General features: G+C 75.6%; 24 protein-coding genes and 1 pseudogene. 7 read left to right on the top strand and 18 right to left on the bottom strand.

The features are described from left to right. Positions 1 to 427: 427 nt before the first annotated feature. The 4 genes and pseudogenes from ACWIX6_RS06375 to rimP form a co-directional block, all read right to left on the bottom strand. Positions 428 to 568, bottom strand: a pseudogene (locus tag ACWIX6_RS06375) (translation initiation factor IF-2 N-terminal domain-containing protein); the annotation flags it as partial. 136 nt (positions 569 to 704) lie between these two features. Then, a complete protein-coding gene (locus ACWIX6_RS06370) occupies positions 705 to 1022 on the bottom strand; it encodes a YlxR family protein (RefSeq protein WP_448615999.1) in 318 nt (105 codons plus the stop codon). Between the two features lie 8 nt (positions 1023 to 1030). After that, positions 1031 to 2146, bottom strand: a complete 1116-nt coding sequence (gene nusA, locus ACWIX6_RS06365) for a transcription termination factor NusA (protein WP_448615998.1) — start codon at positions 2144 to 2146, stop codon at positions 1031 to 1033. Beyond that, entirely contained in the window at positions 2143 to 2844 is a 702-nt protein-coding gene (gene rimP / locus ACWIX6_RS06360) for a ribosome maturation factor RimP (protein ID WP_448615997.1), read from the bottom strand. The genes nusA and rimP overlap by 4 nt, the downstream gene beginning before the upstream one ends. A 261-nt stretch (positions 2845 to 3105) precedes the next feature. On the opposite strand from rimP, the gene ACWIX6_RS06355 reads away from it, so the two are divergent. Together ACWIX6_RS06355 and ACWIX6_RS06350 are read left to right on the top strand one after the other, a co-directional pair. Continuing rightward, positions 3106 to 3609: a hypothetical protein gene (locus ACWIX6_RS06355; protein ID WP_448615996.1), complete on the top strand. Its 504-nt coding sequence runs from the start codon at positions 3106 to 3108 to the stop codon at positions 3607 to 3609. 27 nt (positions 3610 to 3636) lie between these two features. After that, positions 3637 to 4104: a ferritin-like domain-containing protein gene (locus tag ACWIX6_RS06350; protein ID WP_448615995.1), complete on the top strand. Its 468-nt coding sequence runs from the start codon at positions 3637 to 3639 to the stop codon at positions 4102 to 4104. A 258-nt stretch (positions 4105 to 4362) separates the two neighbouring features. Here ACWIX6_RS06350 and ACWIX6_RS06345 read toward each other — a convergent pair whose 3' ends face one another. From ACWIX6_RS06345 to dxr, 5 genes are all read right to left on the bottom strand, one after another. Beyond that, complete coding sequence (locus ACWIX6_RS06345) at positions 4363 to 6273, bottom strand: penicillin-binding transpeptidase domain-containing protein (RefSeq protein ID WP_448615994.1); 1911 nt, start codon at positions 6271 to 6273, stop codon at positions 4363 to 4365. Positions 6274 to 6500: 227 nt separating this feature from the next. Continuing rightward, complete coding sequence (locus ACWIX6_RS06340) at positions 6501 to 7352, bottom strand: GNAT family N-acetyltransferase (RefSeq protein ID WP_448615993.1); 852 nt, start codon at positions 7350 to 7352, stop codon at positions 6501 to 6503. 40 nt (positions 7353 to 7392) lie between these two features. After that, entirely contained in the window at positions 7393 to 8553 is a 1161-nt protein-coding gene (gene ispG, locus ACWIX6_RS06335; protein WP_448615992.1) for a flavodoxin-dependent (E)-4-hydroxy-3-methylbut-2-enyl-diphosphate synthase, read from the bottom strand. Positions 8554 to 8631: 78 nt separating this feature from the next. After that, entirely contained in the window at positions 8632 to 9984 is a 1353-nt protein-coding gene (locus ACWIX6_RS06330) for a M50 family metallopeptidase (RefSeq protein ID WP_448615991.1), read from the bottom strand. Between the two features lie 16 nt (positions 9985 to 10000). Then, the gene (gene dxr, locus ACWIX6_RS06325) at positions 10001 to 11197 is read right to left on the bottom strand and encodes a 1-deoxy-D-xylulose-5-phosphate reductoisomerase (protein ID WP_448615990.1); all 1197 of its coding nucleotides are present in this window, start codon (positions 11195 to 11197) and stop codon (positions 10001 to 10003) included. A 238-nt stretch (positions 11198 to 11435) separates the two neighbouring features. Between dxr and ACWIX6_RS06320 the strand changes: the two genes are divergently transcribed. From ACWIX6_RS06320 to ACWIX6_RS06305, 4 genes are all read left to right on the top strand, one after another. Next, positions 11436 to 11756 carry a DUF2631 domain-containing protein gene (locus tag ACWIX6_RS06320; protein ID WP_448615989.1) on the top strand — a complete coding sequence of 107 codons (321 nt, stop codon included), beginning with the start codon at positions 11436 to 11438 and terminating at the stop codon, positions 11754 to 11756. A gap of 221 nt (positions 11757 to 11977) precedes the next feature. Continuing rightward, on the top strand, positions 11978 to 12460 hold the full coding sequence (locus ACWIX6_RS06315; RefSeq protein WP_448615988.1) for a hypothetical protein: 483 nt from the start codon (positions 11978 to 11980) through the stop codon (positions 12458 to 12460). A 303-nt stretch (positions 12461 to 12763) separates the two neighbouring features. Continuing rightward, positions 12764 to 13699 (top strand): LPXTG cell wall anchor domain-containing protein, encoded by a 936-nt coding sequence (locus ACWIX6_RS06310; protein ID WP_448615987.1) that lies wholly within the window; start codon positions 12764 to 12766, stop codon positions 13697 to 13699. 2 nt (positions 13700 to 13701) lie between these two features. Then, a complete protein-coding gene (locus tag ACWIX6_RS06305; RefSeq protein WP_448615986.1) occupies positions 13702 to 14685 on the top strand; it encodes an LCP family protein in 984 nt (327 codons plus the stop codon). 2 nt (positions 14686 to 14687) lie between these two features. Here the strand turns inward: ACWIX6_RS06305 and ACWIX6_RS06300 are convergent, their stop codons facing one another. From ACWIX6_RS06300 to ACWIX6_RS06280, 5 genes are all read right to left on the bottom strand, one after another. After that, entirely contained in the window at positions 14688 to 15407 is a 720-nt protein-coding gene (locus ACWIX6_RS06300) for a VIT1/CCC1 transporter family protein (RefSeq protein ID WP_448615985.1), read from the bottom strand. Further along, entirely contained in the window at positions 15404 to 16582 is a 1179-nt protein-coding gene (gene rlmN / locus ACWIX6_RS06295; RefSeq protein ID WP_448615984.1) for a 23S rRNA (adenine(2503)-C(2))-methyltransferase RlmN, read from the bottom strand. Before rlmN ends, ACWIX6_RS06300 begins: the two co-directional genes overlap by 4 nt. A 64-nt stretch (positions 16583 to 16646) precedes the next feature. Next, positions 16647 to 18782, bottom strand: a complete 2136-nt coding sequence (locus tag ACWIX6_RS06290; protein WP_448615983.1) for a hypothetical protein — start codon at positions 18780 to 18782, stop codon at positions 16647 to 16649. Positions 18783 to 19054: 272 nt separating this feature from the next. Beyond that, the gene (locus tag ACWIX6_RS06285; protein WP_448615982.1) at positions 19055 to 20413 is read right to left on the bottom strand and encodes a hypothetical protein; all 1359 of its coding nucleotides are present in this window, start codon (positions 20411 to 20413) and stop codon (positions 19055 to 19057) included. A gap of 127 nt (positions 20414 to 20540) precedes the next feature. Then, positions 20541 to 21236, bottom strand: a complete 696-nt coding sequence (locus tag ACWIX6_RS06280; protein ID WP_448615981.1) for a TrmH family RNA methyltransferase — start codon at positions 21234 to 21236, stop codon at positions 20541 to 20543. A 72-nt stretch (positions 21237 to 21308) separates the two neighbouring features. Between ACWIX6_RS06280 and ACWIX6_RS06275 the strand changes: the two genes are divergently transcribed. After that, complete coding sequence (locus ACWIX6_RS06275; RefSeq protein ID WP_448615980.1) at positions 21309 to 22343, top strand: DUF952 domain-containing protein; 1035 nt, start codon at positions 21309 to 21311, stop codon at positions 22341 to 22343. Here the strand turns inward: ACWIX6_RS06275 and ACWIX6_RS06270 are convergent. From ACWIX6_RS06270 to tsf, 4 genes are all read right to left on the bottom strand, one after another. After that, positions 22340 to 23587: a phosphatidate cytidylyltransferase gene (locus tag ACWIX6_RS06270; protein ID WP_448615979.1), complete on the bottom strand. Its 1248-nt coding sequence runs from the start codon at positions 23585 to 23587 to the stop codon at positions 22340 to 22342. The genes ACWIX6_RS06275 and ACWIX6_RS06270 overlap by 4 nt on opposite strands. A gap of 19 nt (positions 23588 to 23606) precedes the next feature. Next, on the bottom strand, positions 23607 to 24164 hold the full coding sequence (frr, locus tag ACWIX6_RS06265; RefSeq protein WP_448615978.1) for a ribosome recycling factor: 558 nt from the start codon (positions 24162 to 24164) through the stop codon (positions 23607 to 23609). 113 nt (positions 24165 to 24277) lie between these two features. Next, complete coding sequence (gene pyrH / locus ACWIX6_RS06260) at positions 24278 to 25066, bottom strand: UMP kinase (RefSeq protein ID WP_448615977.1); 789 nt, start codon at positions 25064 to 25066, stop codon at positions 24278 to 24280. A gap of 165 nt (positions 25067 to 25231) precedes the next feature. After that, positions 25232 to 26047, bottom strand: a complete 816-nt coding sequence (gene tsf / locus ACWIX6_RS06255; RefSeq protein ID WP_448615976.1) for a translation elongation factor Ts — start codon at positions 26045 to 26047, stop codon at positions 25232 to 25234. Positions 26048 to 26107 lie beyond the last annotated feature (60 nt).

Genomic DNA, 26107 nt, shown 5'->3' with positions numbered 1-26107 from the left:
CGCCGGACGGCGGGCCGGCCGGACGCGGACCCGGGGCAGCCGGGGGCTGCTGGGTCGGGGCAGCGCTGGCGGCCGGCTGCTGGACGGCAGGCTGCTGGACGGCGGGCTGCTGGGCGGCGGGCTGCTGCGGAGCCGGCCGGGGGCCGGGACGCGGGCCGGGCGCCGCCGGACGCACGCCGGGCGCGGGCGCCGGGCGGGAGGCGGCGGGAGCCGGTGCGACGGGCGACGGTGCAGCGGGCGCCTGGGCCGCAGGAGCCTGCGGTGCCGGGGCTGCCGGTGCAGGAGCGGCCGGTGCGGGCGCCGCCGGTGCCGAGGCGACCGGGAACGGCGCCGGGGCAGCGGGCTGCGGAGCGGGCGCCGACGGGCGCGGACCGGGGCGCGGTGCGGATCCACCGTTGCCGGTGCCGCCACCGGAGTACGCCTCGCGCAGCCGTCGGGCCACCGGGGCCTCGACGGTGGAGGACGCGGACTTCACGAACTCGCCCTGCTCCTTGAGCTTGGCGAGCACTGTCTTGCTGTCGATACCGAGCTCTTTCGCGAGCTCGTGTACGCGGGCCTTGCCTGGCACGGGTCTCCTCTTGGTGAGGCCGGCGGCTGGCCCGCTCGACCCCTAGGTCAGTGGTACATGGTCATCGTGACGACTTCACAGGTGGCTCATCCGAGGACGTCCTGCTCTCGACGTGCGGACCGGCCGGGTGCCGGTCCTACTGGTGTGCTGCCGTGGAACGCCCGCCCGGGACCCCCTCGGCAGCCGGTCGGCTGACCTGCTGCGCGAGGTGTTCCTCCAGCGGACCGGTCTCCAGCGGGGTGCTGCTGCGCAGCGCCCGCGGGAAGGCCCGACGCCGGACCGCTGCGCGCAGGCACTCCGCGGTGGGGTGCACGGAGGCGCCCCGGCCCGGGAGCCGTCGGCGCGGATCGGGGGTCAGCCCCCCGTCCCGCGCGACGACACGCAACAGTTCGGTGACCGGAGCGCGTCGCCGGCACCCCACACAGGTGCGGACCGGGATCGACGTGTCGGCCATCCAGCAGTCTAGCGCGCTGCGGGGCCGGGATGTTCCGCGCGTCGCGCAGGCGGGCGGGCCCCGCCCGGCGCGGGCCGGCCGGGTGCCCGGACCCCGGACCGCAGCGGTGCCCGACCGACTCCCGGGGAGACCGGGGCGGCGCCGTCGTCGGGCTGGGCGTCGCTGCGGATGTCGATCCGGCACCCGGTCAGCCGGGCCGCCAGGCGGGCGTTCTGCCCCTCCTTGCCGATGGCCAGGGACAGCTGGTAGTCGGGGACGACCACCTGGACGGCCCGGGCCGCGGGGTCGACGACGCGGGCACTGGTCACCCGGGCCGGGGAGAGCGCGGAGGCGACGAACGCGGCGTCGTCGTCCGACCAGTCGACGATGTCGATCTTCTCGCCGTGCAGCTCGCTCATCACGTTGCGCACGCGCTGCCCCATCGGGCCGATGCACGCACCCTTGGCGTTCAGCCCCGGCACCGACGTCCGGACGGCGATCTTGGACCGGTGCCCGGCTTCCCGGGCCACGGCCATGATCTCCACGCTGCCGTCGGCGACCTCGGGGGCCTCCAGGGCGAAGAGCTTGCGGACCAAGTTGGGGTGGGTCCGGGAGACGGTCACCTGCGGCCCGCGGAAGGTGCGGGCCACCGAGACCACGTAGGCCTTGATCCGGGTGCCGTGCCGGTAGTCCTCACCCGGGACCTGCTCGGTCGGCGGCAGGTTGGCCTCGACCTTGCCGATGTCGATCAGCACCATGCCCTGGGTGTTGCGGCGTTCGTGCGCCTGCACGATGCCGCTGACGATGTCGCCCTCCTTGCCGGCGTACTCGCCGAAGGTCTGCTCGTGCTCGGCGTCCCGGAGCCGCTGCACGATGACCTGCTTGGCGGTGCTGGCCGCGATCCGGCCGAAGTCGGTCGGGGTGTCGTCCCACTCGTGCACCACCTCGCCGTCGGGCCCCAGCTCCTGGGCCAGGACGGCGACCTCACCGCTCTTGCGGTCCACGTGCACCCGCACGTGCGGGGACGCCCCGTGGGCGTGCCGGTAGGCGGTCACCAGGGCGGTCTCGATCGCCTGGAGCACGGTGTCCGCGGGGATGCCCTTCTCCCGCTCGACCGCCTTCAGGGCGGTCACGTCGATGTTCACTGCTCTCCTCCGGATCCGGCCGGGTCGCGCTCGTCCAGCGCGCCCTCGTCCGGCTCGTCGATCTCGTCGCTGTCCGTGCCGTCCAGGTCGAACCCGTCGGTGTCGTCGTCGGTGTCGTCGTCGGTGTCGTCGTCGGCTGGGCCGGTGACCACCAGCGCGGCGTCCCGGTGCCCGGCCGGGCGGCTGAACTCGACCTGGACCCGGCCCTCGCCCAGCTCCGACCAGGGGACGGTGCGCTCGCCGACCGCGCGGCGCACCTGGCCCTTCTTCGCCCCGCCCTTCTCCACCGTGAGGACGACGCCGTCGTCCTCGACCCGCAGCAGCCGGGCGGTGACCTGCTCGCGGGCCCGCTCCGGTCCGACCTCCACGGCGACGAGCCGGCCGGTGTTGCGCCGCCAGTGCCGGGGGGCGGTGAGCGGGCGGTCGACGCCGGGGCTGGTGACCTCCAGGACGTAGGGCGCGCGGCCGGCGTCCTCCTCGGAGTCGAGCACCTCGGAGATGGCCCGGCTGAGGTCGGCCACGTCGTCGAGGCTGGTGCCCTCGTCGCGGTCGACCACGACCCGGAGCACCGAGCGCGTCCCCGCCGCGCGGACGACGAGCTCCTCGAGGTCGTAGCCGGCGGCGGTCACGACCGGTTCGACGGCGGCGACCAGCCGGTCGGTGGTGCGGTCGGCGGCACGGGGTGCTCGGCTGGACACCGGCTGCCTCCTCGCTGTGTACGTCGCTGCGCGGTCGGTCGCCCGGGCCGGCGCGGATCGCCGGAGCGACCCGGCGGTCTGCCGGCTCCGGTCGACGGGCCGGCGGCGTGCTGCGCAGGAGCCGTCAGGTTACCGCTCCGCACGCGGGCCGACCCGGTCGCACAGCCGGCCGCCGGCCGGGCCGCGGCGGCCGGCGGCCCGGCCGGCGCAGCACCGGGTCGTTACCGGGAGCGGCGGCTGCCGACTGCGAGGATGGTCGCGATGTCCGAGTCCTGCCCTGGCGCCGTCCCGCGGGCCTTCTCCCGGCGGACCCTGCTCGCGGCCGCCCTGGCCGGGACGACCGCTGTCGCCGCCGGGTGCACGGCCGGTGCCGGCGAGCCCGCCGACGCGGTCACCCCCGCGCAGGTCGACCAGCTCGCCGAGCAGCTGGCCGTGCAGACGGCGCTGGTGGCCGCCTACGACCGGGCCTTCGCGGCCGCACCCGAGCTGGCCACCGCGGCGGCGTCCCTGGCCGAGCAGGCCCGCGCACAGCTCGAGCGGTTGCAGGCCGCCTCCCCGGGCGCCACGTCCGCACCCGCTGCCGCCTCCGGATCGGCACCGGCCGTGCCGGCCGACCCGGTCGGGGCCCGGGCCTTCCTGCGCGCCGAGGTGGGCCGGGCCTGGACCTCTCACGCCGCGGCGTGCCCGGACTTCACCGGCGCCCGGGCCGCCCTGCTGGGCAGCATCGCCGCCGGGTTGCGCGGCGCCGAGGGGCAGCTGGCATGACGGCGGCGAGCGACGGGGAGGCGACCGGTGGCTGACGGGGACGACACGGCGACGGGGACCAGCGCCGAGGACACGGCACTGCAGGACGCCCTCGCCGCCGCGCACGTCGCGGTGTGGGGGTACGGCGTCGTGGGGGCCGCGCTGCCGGCGTCCGGGCGCGGTCCGGCCGACCTCGCGCTGGTCGCGAACCGCGACGTCCGTGACCAGGTGGCGGCGCTGCTCGACTCCCGCGGCGTCGAGCCGGCCCCGGCGCAGGCGGCCTACGCGCTGCCGTTCCCGGTGCTGTCCCCCGTCGACGCGGCCGCGCTCGCGGTCACCCTGGAGGACGGCGTGACGGCCGCGTGGGCGTGGGTGCTCGACCAGGCGGCCGAGCGCGGCACCCGGGAGGCGGCCGTGACGGTGCTGGGTGACGCGGAGGTACGGGCGGTGTCCTGGCGGACGGCTGCCGGCCGGGACGAGGTCACCACGCCCTTCCCCGGGCTGCCCCAGGGCTGACCCTCCCCCGGCCCTCTCCTGGGGGAGCAGCGCCTGAGCTGCACGTTCGGCTCGTGGCGATCCTGCTGGGCCGACCCGACCGAAGGCACGTTCGGCGTCGGGCCACGTGCCCTGGCCTCCGTCACGGACGCCCAGCAGCGCCAACCCCTCGGCGCCCGGGCCTGTCAGCTCGCCCCCGGGGGACCCACGTCGATCAGCCGGGCAGCGAGCCGACCCCCTGGCAGGTCCACCGGCGACCCGGAGCGGGTCGCCCGCGACTCAGCCGAGCGCGCCGAGGAAGGCGTCGGTGACGCCGACCGCCGCGCTGCTGGACTGCCCGGCCTCGACGAGCACGGCGAACGCGATGTCGCCCTGCGGGCCGGCCAGCTGGTAGCCCATGAACCAGCCGTGCGCGTCCGGCGGGGTGTTGCTGCCGTACTCCGCGGTGCCTGTCTTGCCGTGGACCTCGCCCCGGTCGCCCAGGGCCGTGGCGGTGCCCGACAGCACGACCTGCCGCATCATCGGCCGCAGCGCGTCGAGCACCCCGGCCGGCGGGCCGGCGGGTGCCGCACCCGCCGGCGGGCCGCCGAGCACCTCGACCGGCGCGGCCGCGGTGCCGCTCGCGACGCCCGCCGCGACGAGGGCCAGCTGTGCGGGGCTCATAAGCACCTGGCCCTGGCCGATGGCGTCGGCCGCCTTGGTGGTGCCGGTGCTCGTCGCCGGCACCGAACCGCTGAACACGTCGACCGGCAGCTGCCAGTCGGTGCCCACGCCGTAGGAGGCGGCGGCCGCGGACAGGGCGTCGTCGGGCAGGGTCAGCGCCTGCTGGATGAAGGTCGTGTTGCACGACTGGGCGAAGGTCTCGGTGAACGGCACCGTCCCCAGGTCGAACTGGTCCTGGTTCTCGAACTCCCGGCCCTCGACCACGGTGGTGCCGGGGCAGGGCACCGGGGTGGCCGGCGTGAGGGTGCCGGCGGACAGCAGGGCGGTCGCGGTGATCGTCTTCATGCTCGACCCCGGCGGGAACTGGCCGCTCAGCGCGTTCGCCGGGTTCGCCGCCTCGTTGGAGCTCACCGCGAGCAGCTCGCCGGTGCCCGGCCGCACGACCACCAGGTGGGTGGCCAGCGGCTGGCTCGCGACGGCGGCGTCCGCGGCGTTCTGCAGGGCGGGCACCAGCGGCGTCTGGACCGGCGTGCCGGGGACCGGCTCGACGGTGTCCACCACGACACCGGGGTCGTCGACCGCCTCGTCGCTGCTGACCACCGAGACGGTGAACCCGGGGGTGCCGGCCAGCTGCGTCTGGAAGGCCCGCTGCAGGCCGGAGGAGCCCAGCACGTCCCCGGCGGCGTACTGCGGCTCACCGTCGTCGTCCACCGCGTCCTCGAGGACCTCGGCAGTCGCCGGGCCCACCCGGCCCAGCAGCGCGAGCGCGAAGCGCGAGCTGGGCGCCAGCACCCGGGTCTCGGTGGGGAACACCGTACCGGGCAGGTCGAACACCTGGGCCCGGACGGCCTCGAAGTCCGGCCGGCGCAGCGTGATGACGGGGACGAACTGGCCGGCCGGGGCGGCCTGGACGTCGGCGGTGATCTCCTCGGCCGCCACGCCGGTGGCCGCCGACAACGCGGCGGCCAGCGCCGGCAGGTCGGTGACCTGCCCCGGGTCGACCCCGACGTTCACGACCTCGGTGGGCGTGAACAGCGGGGCGCCGGCGGCGTCGGTGACCGGTGCCCGCTCGGCCAGGCTCCGGGTCAGCTGCAGGTGCTGCCCGTCGCCGAGCTCGGGGTGGACGACCGTCGGCTGGGCCACCACCTGCCAGCCCTCGTCGGCCTCGGCCAGCTCGAGGGTGGCCGGGTACTCCCAGTCGGGAGCGGCCGACAGGTCCCAGGTGGCCGTCCAGTCGACGGTCGCCGTGCCGTCCTCGACGGTCACCTCACCGACCTCGGCGGCCAACGTGGCGTCGGGCAGGTCGGTGGCCGTCCGGCTCAGCAGGTCGGTGGTCGCCGCGGGGTCCGACGTCCGCCCCGCGGCCGACTCCAGCTCGCCCTGCGTCCAGTCCTGGAGGAAGGCCTCGGCGGCCGCGCGCACGTCGGCGGACGGGTCGCTGGAGCACCCGGTGAGCACCGGCGCGGCGACCAGCAGCGCCCCTCCTGCCGCTCCGACCAGCCGTGCCGTCCACCGTCGTCTCCCCACCGCTCCACCCTGGCAGACGCCGGCGACGGAGCCGAGCACCCGGCCTCGGGGCAGGGGCCCGCGCCGAGCCGGCGAGGCGTGGGGGGCAGGTGAGGTGATGGAGCGGCCCCTCAGCAGGGACCCGCTGCGAGCCTACGAGCAGTGGGGGGCAGGTGAGGTGATGGAGCGGCCCCTCTGCAGGGACCCGCTGCGAGCCTGCGAGCAGTGGGGGGCAGAGGGGTCCTTCCTCAGAAGAGGACCGAGGCGAAGGTACCGACCTGGGTGAAGCCCACCCGGGCGTAGGCGGCGCGGGCCGCACCGTTGAAGTCGTTGACGTAGAGGCTGACCACCGGGGCGATGGCCGTCCGGGCGTACTCGACGGCGGCCGCGGTGCCGCGCTGGCCGATCCCCCGGCCACGCCACTGCGGCGCCACCCAGACCCCCTGCAGCTGGCAGGCGTCGCGGGAGACGGCCCCGACGTCGGCCTTGAAGACGACCCGGCCGTCCTCGATCCAGGCCAGCGCCTGGCCGGCCCGGACCAGCTCGGCCACCCGGGCGCGGTAGCCGGCCCCACCGTCGATCCGCAGCGGGCTGACGCCGACCTCCTCGGTGAACATCGACACCGCGGCGGGCAGCAGGACGTCCAGCTCGCTCAGGCGGACCGGCCGGACGCGGGGCTCGGCCGGCACCGCCGGAGGGCCCTCGATGGCCAGCAGCGGCTGCCGCGCGCGGACCTCCCTCGCCGGGCCCCAGGACGGCGCCAGCAGCTCCCACAGCGGGTTGACCGCCGACGCCGGACCGACGACGGTCGAGCAGCGGCGCCCGGCCCGCCGTGCCCGGTCGGCGAAGGCCACCGCGGCAGCGCGCTCGGCGCCGGGGCGGGCGAACGGGATCAGGTTGGCGCCGGCCAGGCAGACCGCGTCGAGCTGCCGGCCGGAGTACAGGCCCCACAGCGGCGCACCCAGCGTCGCCGCGGCGGTGCCGTGCGACTCCACCCGCCCGGCGAGCATGCAGGCGCTGACCGGGTCGGTGGCCAGCAGCTCCCGGACCGCGGCCTCGTCGTCCTCGTCGAGGACGCGCGCCGACGCCGACCGCAGCACCTCTCGCGCTCCCGTCCCGTGCCCTGGGCTGCCGCCGTCCTCAGCTGACGGTGACGACCGGCGGACCGGACGGGGTCCCGGCGTCGACCTGCTCGGCGGCGATGCGCATGGCCTCCTCGATCAGCGTCTCCACGATCTGGGACTCGGACACGGTCTTGATGACCTCGCCGCGGACGAAGATCTGCCCCTTGCCGTTCCCCGACGCCACGCCCAGGTCGGCCTCGCGGGCCTCCCCGGGGCCGTTGACGACGCACCCCATGACGGCGACCCGGAGGGGGACCTCCATGCCCTCCAGCCCGGCGGTCACCTCGTTGGCCAGCTTGTAGACGTCGACCTGGGCGCGGCCGCAGGACGGGCAGCTGACGATCTCCAGGCCGCGCTGGCGGAGGTTGAGCGACTCCAGGATCTGGTTGCCGACCTTGACCTCCTCCACCGGCGGGGCGGACAGCGACACCCGGATCGTGTCGCCGATCCCCCGGCTCAGCAGCGCGCCGAAGGCCACGGCGGACTTGATGGTGCCCTGGAAGGACGGGCCGGCCTCGGTGACGCCGAGGTGCAGCGGGTAGTCGCACTGCTCGGCCAGCAGCTCGTAGGCGCGCACCATGACCACCGGGTCGTTGTGCTTGACCGAGATCTTGATGTCGCGGAAGTCGTGCTCCTCGAACAGCGAGCACTCCCAGAGCGCGGACTCGACCAGCGCCTCCGGGGTGGCCTTGCCGTACTTGGCCAGCAGCCGGCGGTCGAGCGACCCGGCATTGACCCCGATCCGGATCGGCGTGCCGGCGGCCTTGGCCGCCTTGGCGATCTCACCGACCTTGTCGTCGAACTTCTTGATGTTGCCGGGGTTGACCCGGACGGCGGCGCAGCCGGCGTCGATCGCGGCGAAGACGTAGCGCGGCTGGAAGTGGATGTCTGCGATGACCGGGATCTGCGACTTCCTGGCGATGATCGGCAGCGCCTCGGCGTCGTCGGTGTCCGGGACGGCGACGCGGACGATCTGGCAGCCCGAGGCGGTCAGCTCGGCGATCTGCTGGAGGGTGGCGTTGATGTCCGCGGTCTTGGTCGTGCACATCGACTGCACGCTGACCGGGGAGTCGCTGCCGACGCCGACCCCGCCCACGTCGAGCTGCCGCGTCTTCCGCCGCGGTGCCAGCACGGGCGGCGGAGCTGCGGGCATGCCGAGACTGACCGGGATCGCCATGCCGACCAGTATCCCCCGCGCCGGGGACGCTGCCGGTGCAGCGGGTGTGACGTGGTCCGGCCGCTCAGGGGCCCGCCGCTACCCCAGCGTGATCGGGTTGACGATGTCGGCGATGAACAGCAGCCCGGACAGCACGAGGAACAGCCCCGCGACGACGTAGGCGACCGGCATCAGCCGGGCGATGTCGAACGGGCCCGGGTCCGGGCGTCCGCGCAGCCGGGCGACGGTGGCGCGGGCCTTCTCGTACAGCGCGCCGGCCACGTGCCCGCCGTCCAGCGGGTAGATCGGCAGCAGGTTGAACAGGAACAGCACCAGGTTCACCCCGGCCAGCAGCTGGAAGAAGAAGCTGGCCTTCTCCGCCACGCTGAACCCCTCGAAGGAGAACACCTCGCCGGAGATGCGGCTGACGCCCACGACGCCGATCGGGCCGTTGGGGTCGCGCTCCTCCCCGAGGAACACCGCCCCGAACAGGGCCGGGATGCGCTGCGGGATCTCCGTCAGCCGGTCGACCGACCGGACGATCATGTCCCCGAGGAACCCGGGGACGGCGGTGACCGGCTGCTGCACGTAGGTCTGCGCCGGGCTGACCCCGACGTAGCCGACCTGCATCGTCCGCTCGCCCTCGGCGTCGGCGTACACGGTGTTCTCGATCGGGACGACGGTGAGGTCGCGCTCCGCGCCGTCCCGCCGGACGGTCAGCTCCACGGGCGTGTCGATGCTGCCGCGGATCGCCTGCTGCACCTGGAGCCACCCGGTGTCCGTCTCCTGCGAGACCGGTTCGCCGCCCACGGCGAGCACGGTGTCGCCGGGGCGGAGGCCGGCGGCGGCGGCCGGGCTCTCCGCCGGCAGGGCGCACCCGGGGCTGCCGGCCTCGCACCGCCGGCCGGCGGGGGTGATCGGGACCCGGCAGGGATCGGCGGCGCCGGCGCTTTCCGCGCCGGCCGGGAGCACGCAGGCCGGGATCGAGGCGATGGTCGTGGTGGACTCCGGCACCCCGAAGCCGACCAGCACCACGGTGAAGAACACGACGGCGAGGACCAGGTTGTGCAGCGGGCCGGCGGACATCACGACCACCCGCTGCCACCACGGCTTCTTCCAGAAGACCCGCTGGGCGTCTGTGGGGAGCACGTCGGTCTGCGCCTGGCCGCGGACCTCGGCGATGAAGCTGCGCATCCGGGTGGCGCGCTTGCTTTCGCCCTCCTCGGCCGGCGGGATCATGCCGACGATCCGGATGAAGCCGCCCAGCGGCACGGCCTTGATGCCGAACTCGGTCTCCCCGCGGCGGCGGGAGAAGACCGTCGGGCCGAAGCCGACGAAGAACTGGGGCACCCGCATGCCGAACCGGCGGGCCCAGAAGAAGTGGCCGAACTCGTGGAAGCCGATGGAGAACAGCAGCCCCACGGCGAAGGCGACGATCCCGAGGATCGTCAACAGGAACCCGCTCAGCTCAGCCTCCGGCGATCGCGGCGCGGGCGTGCTCCCGGGCCCACTTCTCCGCGGCCAGCACGTCCTCGACGCAGGTGGGTGCACCGAGGTCCGGCGCCTCGTCGAGGGTACGCGCGACGACCTGGACGATCGCTGGGAACGACAGCCGCCGCGCGGTGAACGCGGCGACCGCCTCCTCGTTGGCCGCGTTGTACAGCGCCGGGACGACGCCGCCGGCCTCCCCGGCCTGCCGGGCCAGCCGCACCGCGGGGAACGCGGTGGAGTCCAGCGGGGCGAACTCCCAGGAGCCGGCCGCCGACCAGTCCAGGGCCGGCTGGACGCCGGGCAGCCGGTCGGGCCAGGCCAGCGCCAGCGCGATCGGCAGCCGCATGTCCGGCGGACTCGCCTGGGCGATGGTCGCCCCGTCGGCGAAGGTCACCATCGAGTGCACGATGGACTGCGGGTGGACGACGACGTCGATGTCGGCGTACGGGACGCCGAACAGCAGGTGGGCCTCGATCAGCTCCAGCCCCTTGTTGACCAGGGTGGCCGAGTTGATGGTCACCACCGGCCCCATGTCCCAGGTGGGGTGGGCCAGGGCCTGCTCGGGGGTGACGTCGGCCAGCTCGTCGGCGCTGCGGCCGCGGAACGGCCCGCCACTGGCGGTGAGCACCAGCCGAGCCACCTCGCCTCGCGCGCCGCCACGGAGGCACTGCGCCAGCGCGGAGTGCTCGGAGTCGACCGGCACCAGCTGCCCCGGCGCCGCGGCCGCGGTGACCAGCGCGCCGCCGGCGACCAGGGACTCCTTGTTCGCCAGCGCCACCGTCCGGCCGGCTCCGAGGGCGGCGAGCGTGGGCCCCAGCCCGATCGAGCCGGTGATGCCGTTGAGGACGACGTCGGCCGGGCGGGCGGCCAGCTCCTCCGCGGCGCGCGGCCCGGCGAGGATCTCGGGCAGCGCGTACTGGCCCTTCGCCCAGCCGCGCTGGGACGCCGCGGCGTAGAAGGCGAGCTGGAGGTCCTGCGCGGCGGTGGCCCGGGCGACGGCGACGGTCCGGACGCCGAGCGCGAGTGCCTGCTCGGCCAGGAGGGCGACGTCCCCTCCCCCGGCGGCCAGGCCGGTCACCTGGAGCCGCTCGGGGAACTGCTGCGCGACGGCGATGGCCTGCCGGCCGATCGACCCGGTGGACCCCAGCACGGTGACACTCCGCGGCTCGCTCACGGCGTCATCCTGTCAACACGCGCACCCGGACCGCCGGTCGCCGGGTGGCTCCCGGGCCTGCCTGGCATCATCCCTGGTGCGACCCGGCGCGCCGGGTGGCAGCAGGGGACCACAGCGACAGCGCCGCCGACGCGGCCGACGATCATCAGCGGGGAGTGTGCGTGAACGAGCTCGCAGGTTCACCGATCAGCGCAGCAGCGTCGCGGACGCGGCTGACGAGCGCCAGCGAGGAGGCCAGGTGAGCGAGCACAGCGGCCGGGGGATGGGCCACCAGACCAGCGCCGGGGTGGTCGAGCAGTCCGCGCGCGAGGAGGGCATCCAGCGGGCCGGCGCCGTCCCGATCCAGCACGAGAGCCCCGAGGAGTGGGGCTGGCACCACGAGATGGGGAAGTACGGGCGGCTCGCGCTGGTGCTGCCGATCGTCTTCCTGTTCGCCATGGTGTTCGGCAACCACCAGGGCGACGTGGAGAACCTGTGGCTGATCGGCTCCGGGCTCACGCTGGTCGTCATCCTGATCTGGGACGTCCGCCGCCGGAAGAACGCCTGGCGCTCGCGCTGACCCCGCCGCCGCCTGCCGGGCGGCACACGACCACGGGCCGCCTCCCCTCGGGGAGGCGGCCTCGGTCGTCCCGGGAGCTGGACGATCCGGCAGCCGGTCGGGCAGCTGGGACCCTGCGTCAGCGTGTCGTCGCTGCCCGGGAGAGGTCGGCGGGCGACGCCCCGTGGACACGGTCGCCGCAGGCCCGGGTCACCGGGCCCCCGATCCCGACCGGAGACCCGATGACCCGTCTGTCCCGTTCCCGCGCCGCCGTGGCCACCGGGAGCGCCCTGGCCACCGTGACCGCCGGGCTGCTGCTCGGCGCCTCGCCCGCGACGGCCGCGCCGGCCACCGCCGCTCCCGCGCCGCTGCCGGCGCCGATCGTCTTCCCCAGCGTGGTCGTCCGCGGCCAGGAGTTCACCGTCACGGTCACCGGCTGCTCCCAGGACGACCCCGCGGCCCCGCCGGCCGGCGCCTGGATCGTCAGCACCGACGAGCCCGCGATCGGGGACGGCGCCCAGGTACACGAGGACGGCAGCTACACGTTCACCGAGCGCTTCTCGTCGACCGATCCGCTCGGCCGGTACACCCTCCAGGCGACCTGCGACCGCTACCACGACGACCAGGCGTACCCGCCGGTCCGGGTGGTCCTGGCGGCCGCGACGCCTCCCGTCCAGGACCGCGGACCGGCGGAGGTGCGCACCGGACGACCGATCCGGATGTGAGCGACCGCCCCCCCGGCCCCCCCGGACGCCGGCCAGGACCTCCTGGCCGGCGTCCGGCGCGTCCGGGGTCGCCCGGCTCGGGCCTGGTCGATCACACACTCGCCATCGGAGCGACCAGAAGTGGACAGATCGACACACATCCGTCGTCTTCCGATCTGGACGATCCGTGGGACGTGTGTGACGAGTTGGTCGGCATCGCGGGCGTGTCGTAGCAAGGAGTGCCATTCCGGCCATTGTCCGTCCATTAGACAGACGGCAGCAGGTCCGGACGTCCGGGCCGACGACCTCGAACCGGAGATCCCGATGACCCGCCTGTTCCGCTCCCGCGTCGCCGTCGCGACCGGCCTCACCGTCGGCACCGCGGCCGCCGGCCTCGCGTTCGCGACCGTCGCCTCCGCCGCCGAGCTGACCGCTCCGGTCGCGCCCGCCACGATCGCCGCCGGCGCGGAGTTCACCGTCACCGGCACCGGCTGCATGACCGTCGAGGAGGACTACCCGGCGTACGCGGTCGTCCTCACCGACGCCGCGAATGACACCGACGAGATCGCCGTCGGCGAGGCCGACGCCGAGGGGAACTGGTCGGTGACGCTGTCCTTCCCGGCCGACGTCGAGCTGGGCGCGCACGAGCTGGGCGCCCTGTGCGACAACACCTACGCCGGCGAGCCACTCGAGTACCCGATCGTCGGGATCACGGTCACCGCCGCGGGCACGAACCCGGCCCCGGCCCCGGCCCCCGACCAGAAGCAGACGGTCGACACCCCGGCCCCGGCCAGCACCCCGGTGCCCGCCGCCATCCGCGGCGCGTCGGCCAACACCCCCGGCATCGTCGCGAAGACCTCCTCGGCCTCTGCGTCCGAGCTGGCCCCCGGCAAGCAGGTCACCCGGGTCCTCACCGGCTTCAAGCCGAACGAGCAGGTCACCCTGACCATGCACTCGACCCCGGTCGTGCTGGGCACCTTCACGGCCGACGCCAACGGCGTCGTCACCGCCACCTTCACCATCCCGGCCGGCACGGCCCTGAGCGACCACACCTTCGTCTACGTGGGTGCGGACGGCAGCTACTTCCAGGAGACGCTGCGGGTCGGCTCCGGCGCCGCGGTCGCGACCGCGGGCAGCGGCCTGGCCTACACCGGCGCCGACGTCGCCGTGCCGCTGGCCCTCGGCGGGGCGCTCGTCCTCGCCGGCGGCGGCGCGCTGCTGGTCGCCCGTCGCCGCAACACCGGGGCCACCCAGGCCTGAGCATGACCGCACCGGACACCACGGCGGACGCCGGCCAGGGACCTCCTGGCCGGCGTTCGCCGCGTCCTGACCCGGCTGCCCGGCGGCACCGCCGCCGGGCAGCCCTCGCCGTCCTCGCCGCCCTGGCCGTCCTGCTCGCGGCCGACGCGACGCTGGTGGCCTCCCGCATCGGCGGGCTCGAGGCGGACCTGCGCGCCGGCGAGGGCACCACCTGGGTGCTGGTCGGGCTGGACTCCCGCGCGGAGCTCCCGGCCGGCGCCTCGGTCGCCGACTTCGGGACGGCCGAGGACGTCCCCGGCAGCCGCGCCGACGTGGTGGTGGTCGTGCACGAGACGGCCGACGGCGTGACCGCCCTGTCGGTCCCCCGCGACCTCGTCGTCCGCTCGGGGACGTCGGCCTCCCGGCTGGCCCTCACCTGGCTGGACGGCCCGCAGCGGACGGTCGACGCGCTCTGCGGTCTCGGCATCCCCACCGACCACCTGGTCACGGTCGACCTGGCCGGCTTCGCCGCGGTGGTGGACGCCGCCGGCGGCCTGGACGTCGACGTCCCCGCCGCGGTGCGCGACCCGGCCGCCGGGCTCCAGCTGAACGAGGCCGGGAGGCAGCACGTGGACGGCGCGACCGCGCTCGCCCTGGTGCGGTCCCGGCACCCCGAGCACCGGGTCGACGGCCGGTGGGTGCCCGCCGACGTCGACCCCGACGGACGGGCCGCGACGGCCGGCACGGTGCTCTCCGCGCTCACCGGTGCCGTCCAGGGCTCGCTGGTCCGGCCGTGGCGGCTGCAGAAGGTGGCCTGGGCGGCCTCCGGCGCGGTGACCGTGGACGCGGGCACGTCCGTCCCGGACCTGGTGTCGCTGGCCCGCACGGACGTCGGCCCGATCGGGGTCCTGCCGGTCAGCGACCCGGTGGGCGACACCATCGCCCGGCTGGGGACCGAGGAGACCCGCGCCGCGGTGACCGCCGCCGGGATGTCCTGCGCCCCCTGACGTCAGACGGGGCCCGAGCCGATCGCCAGTCCGATCAGGTAGGTGGCCCCGGCGGCCGCGGCACCGAACAGCAGCTGGCGCAGCCCCGCCTGCCACCAGGGGCGGGCGGTGAAGCGCGCGGAGATCGCACCGGCGGCGACGAGCCCCAGGCCGCCGCAGAGCAGCGCCAGCCACAGCACCGGCACCCCGAGCAGGAACGGCAGCAGCGGGATGACGGCGCCGACGGCGAAGCACAGGAAGGAGGACACCGCCGCGGTCATCGGCGACGGCTTCTCCTCGGGGTCCAGGCCCAGCTCGTTCACCGCGTGCACCCGCAGCGCCTGCTCCGGGTCGCGGGACAGCTGCTCGGCGACCTCCCGGGCCAGCGCCGGGTCCAGTCCCCGCGCCTCCCACAGCTCGGCGAGCTCTCGCTGCTCGCCGGTGGGGTTGGTGGCCAGCTCGTGCCGCTCCTTGGCGACCTCGAGGTCCAGCTGCTCGTTCTGGGTGCTCACCGAGGTGTACTCGCCCAGCGCCATCGAGATGGCGCCCGCGGCCAGCCCGGCGACCCCGGACAGGACGACGGCGTGCGGGCCCACCCCGCCACCGGCCACCCCGGCCACCAGCGCGGTGTTGGTCACCAGACCGTCCATGGCGCCGAACACCGCGGCCCGCAGCCACCCGCCGGAGACGTCGGCGTGCGTGTGCGAGTGCGCTTCCGCCTGCTCCGTGCCCCCCGCGGTCATCCCTGGTCCGACTCGGCGCCGAGCGCGACGCCGTCCTCGACCCCAGGCACCGGCAGCGCGACGCTGGGCACCCCGTCGACCTGGTCGGCCGCGGCCAACTGCCCGCAGGCGCCGTCGATGTCCGAGCCGCGGGTGTCGCGCACCGTCGTCGGCACGCCGGCGGCGCGCAGGCGGGCGACGAACTCGCGCTGCGCGGGCAGCGGGCTGGCGTCCCAGGGGCTGCCCGGGGTCGGGTTCAGCGGGATGAGGTTCACGTGCGCCAACCGGTCGCGGAGCAGCGAGCCGAGCAGGTCGGCCCGGAACGGCTGGTCGTTGACGTCCCGGATGAGCGCGTACTCCACGGAGTAGCGGCGGCCGGTGCGGACGGCGTAGTCGTCGGCCGCGCCGAGCACCTCGCCGACCTTCCAGCGGGTGTTAATCGGCACCAGGGTGTCCCGCAGCTCGTCGTCCGGGGCGTGCAGGCTCACCGCGAGGGTGACGTTGAGGCGCTCCTCGGTGAGCCGCCGGATGGCGGGCACCAGCCCCACCGTCGAGACGGTCACCGACCGCTGCGACAGCCCCAGCCCGTGCGGCGCGGCGCTGAGCAGCGCGTCGAGGGTCTTGCGCACCCGGGGATAGTTGGCCAGCGGCTCCCCCATGCCCATGAAGACGACGTTGGACAGCCGGCCGGGACCCCCGGCGATCTCCCCGCCGGCCATCGCGGCGGCCGCGGCGACGGCCTGGCCGATGATCTCGGCGGCGGAGAGGTTCCGGGTGAGCCCGCTCTGGCCGGTGGCACAGAACGGGCAGGCCATCCCGCAACCGGCCTGGCTGGAGATGCAGACGGTGGCCCGCTCGGGATAGCGCATCAGCACGCTCTCGACCAGGGCACCGTCGTGCAGGCGCCACAGCGTCTTGCGGGTGCGCCCGCCGTCGGCCGACTGGTGCCGCACCGGCGTGAGCAGCCCGGGCAGCAGGGCAGCGGCCAGGTCCGCACGGGCGGCGGCCGGCAGGTCGGTCATCAGCGCCGGATCGGTCACGCCGGCGTAGTAGTGCCGGGCCAGCTGGTCGGCACGGAAGGCCGGCTGACCGAGCTCGGCCACGGCTGCGCGTGCCTCCTCGCGGGTGAGATCGGCGAGGTGGCGGGGCGGCTTGGTGCGCCGCGGGGCGTCGAAGACGAGTGGCAGGGCAGTCATGGCTTCCCCATGGTCCCACCGGCAGGCACGGCGCGAACGCCCCGTGAGCCAGTTCACCCGTGGCTCAGGCCACGCGGCTGCCCTCGGGCTCCACGAAGGCCACCGTCCGGGTGGGCAGCGAGAGCCCGTGCGCACCGACCGGCCGGCGCAGCTGCGCCCAGACGACGGCCACCAGGTAGGCGAGCACGGCGGCGAGCACGCCGACCCAGGACTCCAGCAGCACGGCCAGGACGGCGGCCACCACCGCCCACGGCAGCACGCGGAACGGCCCGATGACGAACAGCTGCACCGCGCCGACGGCCGCCATCTCCAGCAGCCCGCCGCGGACGCCGAACGCCGGGACCCCGAGCGCCATCTTCTGCGCGAACACCCGGACGATGAACAAGCCCAGGAGTGACCGGCGGGCGATCAGGACCAGGGGGACGGCGAGCACGCCCACGTCCGGCATCACGCTCAGCACGAGCAGCCGGGGATGGCGGAGGAAGCCCATCAGCACCGCGGCGAGCAACCGCAGCACCGGTGCCACCAGCGCGGGCCCAGCCAGCCACCAGCGGCCGGTCGCCAGCGCCAGCGCGAACCAGACGGCGCTGGGACCCAGGAGCGAGTGCTTGAGCGCGCTGATGGACAGGTGCACGACGAACAGCCCGGCCAGGTCGGCGGTCTCCCGGTCGTCCTGGACCTCCCGCCGCATGGCCACGGCCTCGGGCTCGGACAGCCGGCCGAGTCCGCGCTCCTCCTCCACCCAGCCGCCGACCCGCGCGTAGAACGTCCGCATGCGCAGCGAGCGGCTGGTCAACTGCTGGACGAGGGCGACCGCCACCGCGCACACGCGCCGGCCCAGCCGCCACGGGAGCCTGGCCACGGCGCGCGCCGCGCGCAGCGCCGTCCAGGGCAGCCGCCGCAGCAGTCGGGCCGCGTACACCCGGTCGACGAAGGCGAGGTGCAGGGCCAGCGGCGCCATCTTCAGCAGCGTGTGACGCCGCCGGGCGGGGAACGTGCCGGTGCCGGCCAGCTCGCGGCGGTACACGTGCGCCTGGTCGGCGGTCAGCGCGCCCTTCACCTCGAGGTGGGTCAGCAGCGCCGCTCGGGTGGCGGCCCGGACCCGGTGGTCGCGCAGCAGCTCCAGCGGGCGGCGGGGCGAGGCGACCAGGCGTGGCTCGCTGGCCTGCCAGAGGTCGAGGCTGTGCCGCAGGAGAGGGAGGTCGGCGCTCAGGTCGTCCCGTTCCGAGGGCCCGTCGGCGACCCAGCGCTCCAGCCGGTCGACGTGCACGGCGTCGGCGAACGGCGGGAACTGACCGTGGCGCAGTCCCCACCAGATGTAGCGGGGCTCCAGGAACCCGGGCACGCCGGGGACGAGGTCGAGCAGCAGCGGCTGCTGGTCCGGTGTGATCCACACGTTGCTGAAGGCGTTGACGTTCGCGGGGTCCACCTGTCGGGCGAGGCCCCACAGTCCGAGGTCCCGGGCCAGGAAGTCCCGCCACCTGCGCATCGTGGGCAGGACCACCGACGCCTCGCCGAGCAGCGGTCGGCCCGCCGCGGCCGGCCGCAACGGCCGGCCGTCCACGAAGGCGAAGGCCTGGACGTATCCGCCCGTCCGCGCGTCGTAGCGGGTGTAGAGCAGAGCCGGGGTCCGCGGGGCGTCGACGTGCCGGTGGGACGCGGCCACGACGACGCGGTTGATCAGGTGCATCGCCACCACGGCCTCGGGGCGCTCCCGGAAGGACAGCGGCGCCTGGCGGAACAGGGAGAAGACCGCGGCCGTGACGAGCCGTCCGAGCCGGTGCGCGCCTTCGGCGGGGATCTCGCCGAAGTGCTTCTCCACGTACCTGGTGCCGTCCTCGTCCTCGACCTCGTAGACGGTGCCGGCCAGCCCCGCGCCGAGCAGCCGCCAGGTCCTGATGCGACGGACGGCGAACTCACCGGACGCCTCCCAGACGCGGACCTCCTGGGGGGTGCCGAACTCCGGGGTCCGCGGCACCAGCCGGCCCCGTCCCTCCGGCCCGCCGATCCAGCCGACGATCCCGGCGAGCCGCTCGTCCGGGGCGCCACCGGGCGCGACCTGGTCCGCCGTCGTCAGCGGAGCGGCTCCCTGCGTGGTCGCGCGCAGCGACCGGCCGGACGGGGACGACTGCAGCAGCGCCCAGCACCGGACCAGGAGCTGCAACAGGAGCCCGGGCCACGCGGCGACCGACCGCCTCACCGGCCGGAGCGCTCCCACCGGTGGCTCTGCAGCCGCCACGGCGCGCCGGGAAGGCAGCTCCACTGGACTCCTCGGGGACGGATGACGGGGACAGCAGCGGCACCCTACCGACGGAATCCGCAGGTGGTCAGCCTCTTGACGACGCGCCTTGTCCCCTTCCCGGGTGACCTCGGCGGCGCCCCGTAGCCAGTCGTAACAGCAAGTGAGCCGACGATGACGGTCCGCAGAGCCTGGTGGTCAGCGGCTGGTCGCCGCCACTGTGCGGCGGTGCCTCAGCCGAGCCGGGCCGGTGCCACGGCTCCCGGGGGGCCGTCGGCCGGCGGCTCGACCGGCTCAGGCGTCGGCTCCCCGGGTCCCGGGCCGCCGGGGTCGGTCGGGACGGTGGGGGCGTCGGGCGGCACCGGGTCGGCCGGGTCCGTCGGGATGCCCGGGTCGGCGGGTCCACCCGGGTCGACGGGGAGCGCGGGCGGCTGCGGGTCGGTCGGGGCAGGCGGGACGCCGCCGTCCGGGCCCTGGGCCGGTGGCGGGAGGGGAGCCGGTGGCGGGGCGGGAGCGGGGAGTGGGGCGGGAGGCGGAGGCGGCACGGCGGGCGGTGGCGGCACGGCGGGCGGCGGGACGGGGACGCCGAGGTCGGCCGACGGGCCCGCGGGCAGCCCGCCCACCGGCGGGCCGGGGGGTGGGCCGGCCGGCGCGGGCGGGTCGGCCGGTGCTGCCGGCACGGCCGGCGCCGGACCGCCCGCGGGCACCCTCGGCGTGCCCACCGGCGCGCCCGAGCGCGGGCGGACGACGGCGACCGGCGCGACCTGGTCCGCCGGTGCGACCGGTCCGGTCGCCGGTCCGGCGGTCGGCTGGGTCCCGGTCACGACCGGGGTCGGTGCGGCGGGGGGTGGGGACGGCGAAGCGCCGACCGGCACCCGTGCGGTGCCGGGCGCCGGCGGCGCCGCCGGACCGGGCGTCGGGATGGTCTCCCGCTGGGCCGCCGCCGCGGCCGGCCGCTCGGCGCCGGTCGAGCCGAACGAGGTGAGCGTGGCGATCAGGGCGCCGACGGCCAGCAGCACCAGCGGGACGAGCACCCGAGCCAGCCGCCGGGGACGGACGTCGACCGGAGCCGGGTCCGGGCGGGCGCTGCCGATGGGGTGGTGCACCTGCCGGTCGGCGTCCGGCCCGGTGCTGGGGTCGTCCGCGTAGTGGTCGTCCGCGTACCCGTCGTCCGCGTACCCGTCGTCCGCGTACCCGTCGTCCGCGTCCCGGCCGTCGAACCGGTCGTCCCGCGCAGCGTCGACCAGGCTCTCGTCCACCAGCGCCTCGACGACCGGGGCCTCCACGACCGGGGCCTCGCCGTCCTCGTCGTCGTCCTGACCGTTCTCGACGTCGTCCTCGCGGAGGAGGTCGTCGACGACCGCGGGCGCGCCATCGGTGTGCTCGGGCGGCGCGTGGTCGGCCGGGGTCCCGACCTGTCCACGGGCCGTCGTCGCGTCGGCCTGCGACGAGGGAGCGGACTCCGGTCCGGCCGAGGCGAGCCAGGCCGGGAGCCACGCCTCGTCCCAGCCCTCGGGGACGTCGGCCGGCGGCCCGTCCACCGGATCGGACGGCGCGGCGGGGACGGCGTCCCGGGATCGACCGGTGTCCACGAACGCTCCTCCCCCGGTGGGACGGCCTGCCCGGCCGCCCGCCGCGGCCGGCTCCGAACGGCCGGACCCGACCCGCCATGCTGCCCGACGACGGGGGTCCGGCCCGGCAGGCGCGGCCGGGAGGGCGTCACTTTCCGCTGACGCGACCTGCCTGTGAGTCACTGGACGGAGCGGTGCCGAGCCCACCCGGGACCGCGTGCTGCCGCACCCAGGCGTGCATCGCGATGCCGGCGGCCACTCCGGCGTTGAGCGAGCGGGTGGACCCGAACTGGGTGATGGAGACGGTCAGCGTGGCCGCCGCCCGCGCCTCCGCGGTCAGGCCCGGCCCCTCCTCGCCGAACAGCAGCACGCACCGCCGGGGCAGGTCGGCGGTCTCCAGGGGCACGGCACCGGGCCCGTTGTCGACCGCCACCACGGCGAGGTCCTCGCCCGCGGCGAAGGAGGACAGGGCGGCGACCGTCGGGTGGTGCCGCAGGTGCTGGTACCGGTCGGTGACCATGGCGCCCCGCCGGTTCCAGCGCCGGCGGCCGACGATGTGCACCTCGGCGGCGAGGAAGGCGTTGGCGGTGCGGACCACCGTGCCGATGTTCAGGTCGTGGCCGAAGTTCTCGATCGCGACGTGGAAGGGGTGCCGGCGCCGGTCCAGGTCGGCGACGATCGCCTCGAGCGTCCAGTAGCGGTACCGGTCGACGACGTTGCGCCGGTCGCCGGCGGCGAGCAGCTCCGGGTCGTAGCGGTCGTCGTCGGGCCACGGTCCCGGCCACGGGCCCACGCCGACCGGCTCCCCCCACTCGGTGGGGCCGGGCGCTCCCTCAGCAGGCACCGGCGCATGCTGCCACGGCCCGGGGCGCCCCCTGGCCCCCGGTCGAGGCCCGGCGGACGGTAGGCAGATGCCATGAGCGACGGCGTCCTGCTGCACCTCACCACGCCGGCCGAGTGGCGGGACGCGATGCGGACCGGCGCACTGGTGCCGCCGTCGCTGGCCGAGGTGGGATTCGTGCACCTGTCGGCGCCCGGCCAGGTGCACCTGCCCGCAGCGGCGCTGTTCGCCGGGCGCCGGGACGTCGTCGTCCTGGTCGTGGACCCGGCCCGGGTGGGTGCGCCGGTACGGCTGGAGCCGGGCGTCCCCGCCGACCCGGCGGGCATGCGGTTCCCGCACCTGTACGGGCCGCTGCCCGCCGCCGCGGTCGTCGCGGTCCTGCCCTGGCGCGCGGACCGGCCGCTGCTGCCGCCCGACCCGGACGACGCGGGAGGCCGCCCCCGCGCGCTGGCCGTGTCGCTGCCGCTGCGCCGGGCGGCCACCGTGGTCGACCTGCCGGTGGGGTTCGCCGTCAGCGACCCCGCCGTCCGGCACTCCCGGGACCACAACCGGGTGATCGTCACCGGCCCGGCCGACGCGGACACCGTCGTCGCCGCCACCGGCCGCGCGGCCGGCGAGGCCCGCTGGGCTGAGCCGGCGGCGACGTTGCTTTACCCGGCCGCCGCGCCGGTCGCCGACGAGCTGGCGCGGCGGGGCTGGGAGGTCTCGCCCTGGGTGGTGATGGCCCGCCGGGCGGCCGGCGGGGTCCTGCCGGCCGGAGGAGGCGGGCCGGCCGTGGAGGTGGTGGCGGACCTGACCGGCCGCGAGCGCCGCGACGACCGGGTGGTCCGGGTGGTCGACCTGGCAGTCCGGGACGGCGGCCGGGTGGTCGCCGCCGGAGAGCTGCGGATCGACGGGGCGACGGCCGTCCTCGACCCGGTGCCGACCGGGGCCACCGGCCACCGGCGGGCCTCTGCCGACGCCGTGCTGCGCCGTGCGGTCGAGCTCGCCGGGGAAGCGGGTTGCGACCTGGTGGTGGTGGACGCGGCGGCACAGGACCGGTCGCAGCAGTGGTACGCCCGCCGCGGGCTCGTGCCGGTGGGCCGCAGGTGGGACCTGGTCCGCCCCTAGGTCGGGGCGACGACCGACAGCAGCAGGTAGGCGACGGCGGCCGAGGGCAGCAGCGAGTCCATCCGGTCCATGAGCCCGCCGTGGCCGGGGAGCATCGCGCCCATGTCCTTGATCCCGAGGTCGCGCTTGAGCAGCGACTCGCCGAGGTCGCCCAGGGTCGAGGTGAGTGCGATCGCCACCCCGAACAGCACCCCGCCCCACCAGGGCCCGTCCAGGCCGAGGGTGATCAGCAGCGTGCCGGCCAGCGCGCACGCCGCCACCGAGCCGGCCAGCCCCTCCCACGACTTCTTCGGGCTGACCGACCGCGCCAGCGGGTGCTTGCCGAACAGCACGCCGGCGGCGAAGCCACCCACGTCGCTGCAGACCACGGTGACGATGAAGGTCACCACCCGGACGGCGCCGTCGTCGGGGACCAGCATCAGGACGGCGAACCCGGCCAGCAGCGGCACGTACAGCGCCACGAAGGCGGCCGCCGACGCGTCCCGGAGGTAGCCGACCGGTCCGTCACCCAGCCGCCAGAGCAACACGGCGAAGACCGTCAGCAGGAAGGCGACGACCAGGCCGGTGGGGCCCCGGGTCCAGGCCAGCGCCACGATCGCCAGCGAGCCGACCAGCAGCGGCGGCAGCGCCGGGCGGTGCCCGCCGTCCTCCAGGGCCCGACTGAGCTCCACCACCGCGATCAGCACCGCGACGGTCAGGACGAGCAGGAACGCCGGGCGCCACACCAGCAGCGAGGCCAGGATGACCGCGCCCAGGCCCAGTCCGACGCTGACCGCGGCGGCCATGTCGCGGCCGGCCCGGCCGCTGGCCGGCGCCGGGGCGCCGCTGGGCGTCTCGTGCGGGGGGACACCGGTCGCCTCGGCGCCCAGCGCGCCGGGCAGCGCCGTGGCCGGGGGCTCGTCGCCGTCGGCGTCGTCCTGCTCGTCGCTCCAGGCGCCGTACCGGTCGTCGGGGTCCGGATCGTCGTCCGGGCCGTCGATGGCCCAGGTGTCCGGGCCGGTCGCCGGGATCTCCGCGGTCGGCGGTGCGGGCGGGACCGGCGGTGGTTCGACCCGCCGCAGCGGTCCGCTGTCCGCACGGTGGTGCCCGGCGGAGGGCCGGGGGCGCAGGTCGGCGCCGCCCCGGTCCAGCGGCCGGGCGGCCCGGTCGTCGTCCCAGTCCAGGCCGGGGACGAACCCGGCCAGTCCGCGGGCGCGCTCGTTGCCCGGGCCGGGCGGCTCGGGGCGGGACTGGTGGCGGGCCATCGGGCTGCGGCGCGTCGGCTCAGACGTCCAGCAGCTCGGCCTCCTTGTTCTTCATCGCCTCGTCGATGCTGGCCACGTGGGTGGCGGTGAGGTCGTCGAGCTCCTTCTCCGCGCGGCGGACGTCGTCCTCGCCGGCCTCGCCGTCCTTGGCGATGCGGTCCAGCTCCTCCTTGGCCCGGCGGCGGACGTTGCGGATGGCGACCTTGGCGTCCTCGCCCTTCGACCGGGCGACCTTGACCAGCTCGCGCCGGCGCTCCTCGGTCAGCTGCGGGAAGACCACGCGGATCAGCGATCCGTCGTTGGTCGGGTTGACGCCGAGGTCGGAGTCGCGGATGGCCCGCTCGATCGCCTGGAGCTGGCTGGCGTCGTAGGGCTTGATCACCGCCATCCGCGCCTCGGGGACGTTGATCGAGGCCATCTGCGGCACCGGCGTGTAGGCGCCGTAGTAGTCGACGACGATCTTGTTGAACATGGACGGGGCGGCGCGGCCGGTGCGGACGGAACCGAGGTCCTCGCGGGCGACCGACAGGGCCTTGTCCATCCGCTCCTCGGCGTCGAGCAGGGTGTCGTCGATCACGGGAGGCTCTCCTTCTGCGGCAGGTGCTGCCGCGCTGGCCGGCGGGTGGTGACGGTGCTGCGGTGCGGGCGGCGTCCGGCGAGCGCCGTCCGCACCGGTGTCCGGGCCGGTGGTCAGGCCGGCTGGCTGATCAGCGTGCCGATCTTCTCACCTGCGACGGCGCGGGCGATGTTGCCGTCGCGGAGCAGGTTGAAGACCACGATCGGCATCGCGTTGTCCATGCAGAGGCTGATCGCGGTGGCGTCGGCGACCTTGAGCTGCTTGGCCAGCACGGTGCCGTAGTCGAGGTCGTCATACATCGTCGCGTCCGGGTTGGAGCGCGGGTCGTCGTCGTAGACGCCGTCCACCCCGTTCTTGGCCATCAGCAGCACCTGGCAGCCGATCTCCAGGGCCCGCTGCGCGGCGACGGTGTCGGTGGAGAAGTACGGCATGCCGGCCCCGGCGCCGAAGATGACCAGCCGGCTCTTCTCCAGGTGCCGGACGGCCTTGCGCGGGATGTAGGGCTCGGCGACCTGGCCCATGGTGATCGCGGTCTGCACCCGCGTCTCCAGGCCCACCTGCTCGCAGAAGTCCTGCAGGGCCAGGCAGTTCATCACGGTGCCCAGCATGCCCATGTAGTCGGCGTGCCGGCGGTCCATGCCGGCCTGGGACAGCTCGGCGCCACGGAAGAAGTTCCCTCCGCCGACGACGACGGCGACCTGCGTGCCGGCGTGGACGACGGCAGCCAGCTGCTCGGCGATGCTGCGGACGATGCCGGCGTCGACGCCGACCTTGCCGCCGCCGAAGGCCTCACCGGAGAGCTTGAGCATCACCCGGGAGTAGCCCTGGCCGTCCGGGGGCGCGAAGGCGGTGGGCGCGGACGTCAGTCCCTCCGGGTTGCTGGCAACGCTGGTGTCGGTCACTGATGTCCTTCGGCTCGGTGTCGTCTGCGTCGATCCTGCCGCATCGGCGCCCAGCGAGCGGGGCGACCGGTCTGGACAGCAGAAGGGCCCCGCTGCCCCCCACGCCGAACGAGCTCGGCGCGGGTCCCTGCAGCGGGGCCCGACTACTGCTGTGTCGTGCTGGTGTCAGCTCTGGCCGACCTCGAACCGGGCGAACCGGTCCACGGTCAGGCCCTGCTCGCCGATGACCTGCTTGACGGTGCGCTTCGGCTCGGTGATCGAGGGCTGCTCGAGGAGGACGAAGTCCTTGTAGTAGGCGTTGACCCGCCCCTCGACGATCTTGCTGATCGCCTGCTCGGGCTTGCCCTCCTCCTTCGCCGTCTGCTCGGCGACCCGGCGCTCGGTCTCGACCGTCTCGGCCGGGACCTCCTCGCGGGTCAGGTAGCGCGGGCGGGCCGCGGCGATGTGCATCGCCAGGCTGCGCGCGGCGTCCTCGCTGCCACCGGAGTACTGCACCGCGACACCGATCGCCGGGGGCAGGTCGGTGGCGCGCTTGTGCAGGTAGGTGGCGGTCGGGCCGTCGAAGGCGACGAAGCGGGACAGCACCAGCTTCTCGCCGATGCGCGCCGACTCCGACTCGACCAGCGCGGCGACGGTCTGGCCGTCGACCTCGGTGGCCAGCAGCGCCTCGGCGTCGGCCGGCTTCTGGGCCAGCGCGACGTCGAGCAGCCGGTCGGCGAGCGTGACGAAGTCGGCGTTCTTGGCGACGAAGTCGGTCTCGCAGTCCAGCTCGAGCAGGGCGCCGTCGCGGCTGACGACCACACCGTTGGTGGTCGAGCGCTCCAGGCGCTTGCCGACGTCCTTGGCGCCCTTGACCCGCAGGAGCTCGACGGCCTTGTCGTAGTCGCCGTCGGCCTCGGTGAGGGCCTTCTTGCAGTCCATCATGCCGGCGCCGGTGGCGTCGCGGAGACGCTTCACGTCGGCTGCGGTGAACGCGGGCATGTCACTTCCTTCCGGTCTGTGGTGGCGGCGCGGGCGCACGGCCCGACGCGACGTGCGGAT

This window comes from Modestobacter sp. URMC 112, from assembly GCF_053502575.1.
The sequence above is the reverse complement of the archived record's forward strand: the minus strand, read 5'-3'. Positions and strand labels throughout refer to the sequence as shown.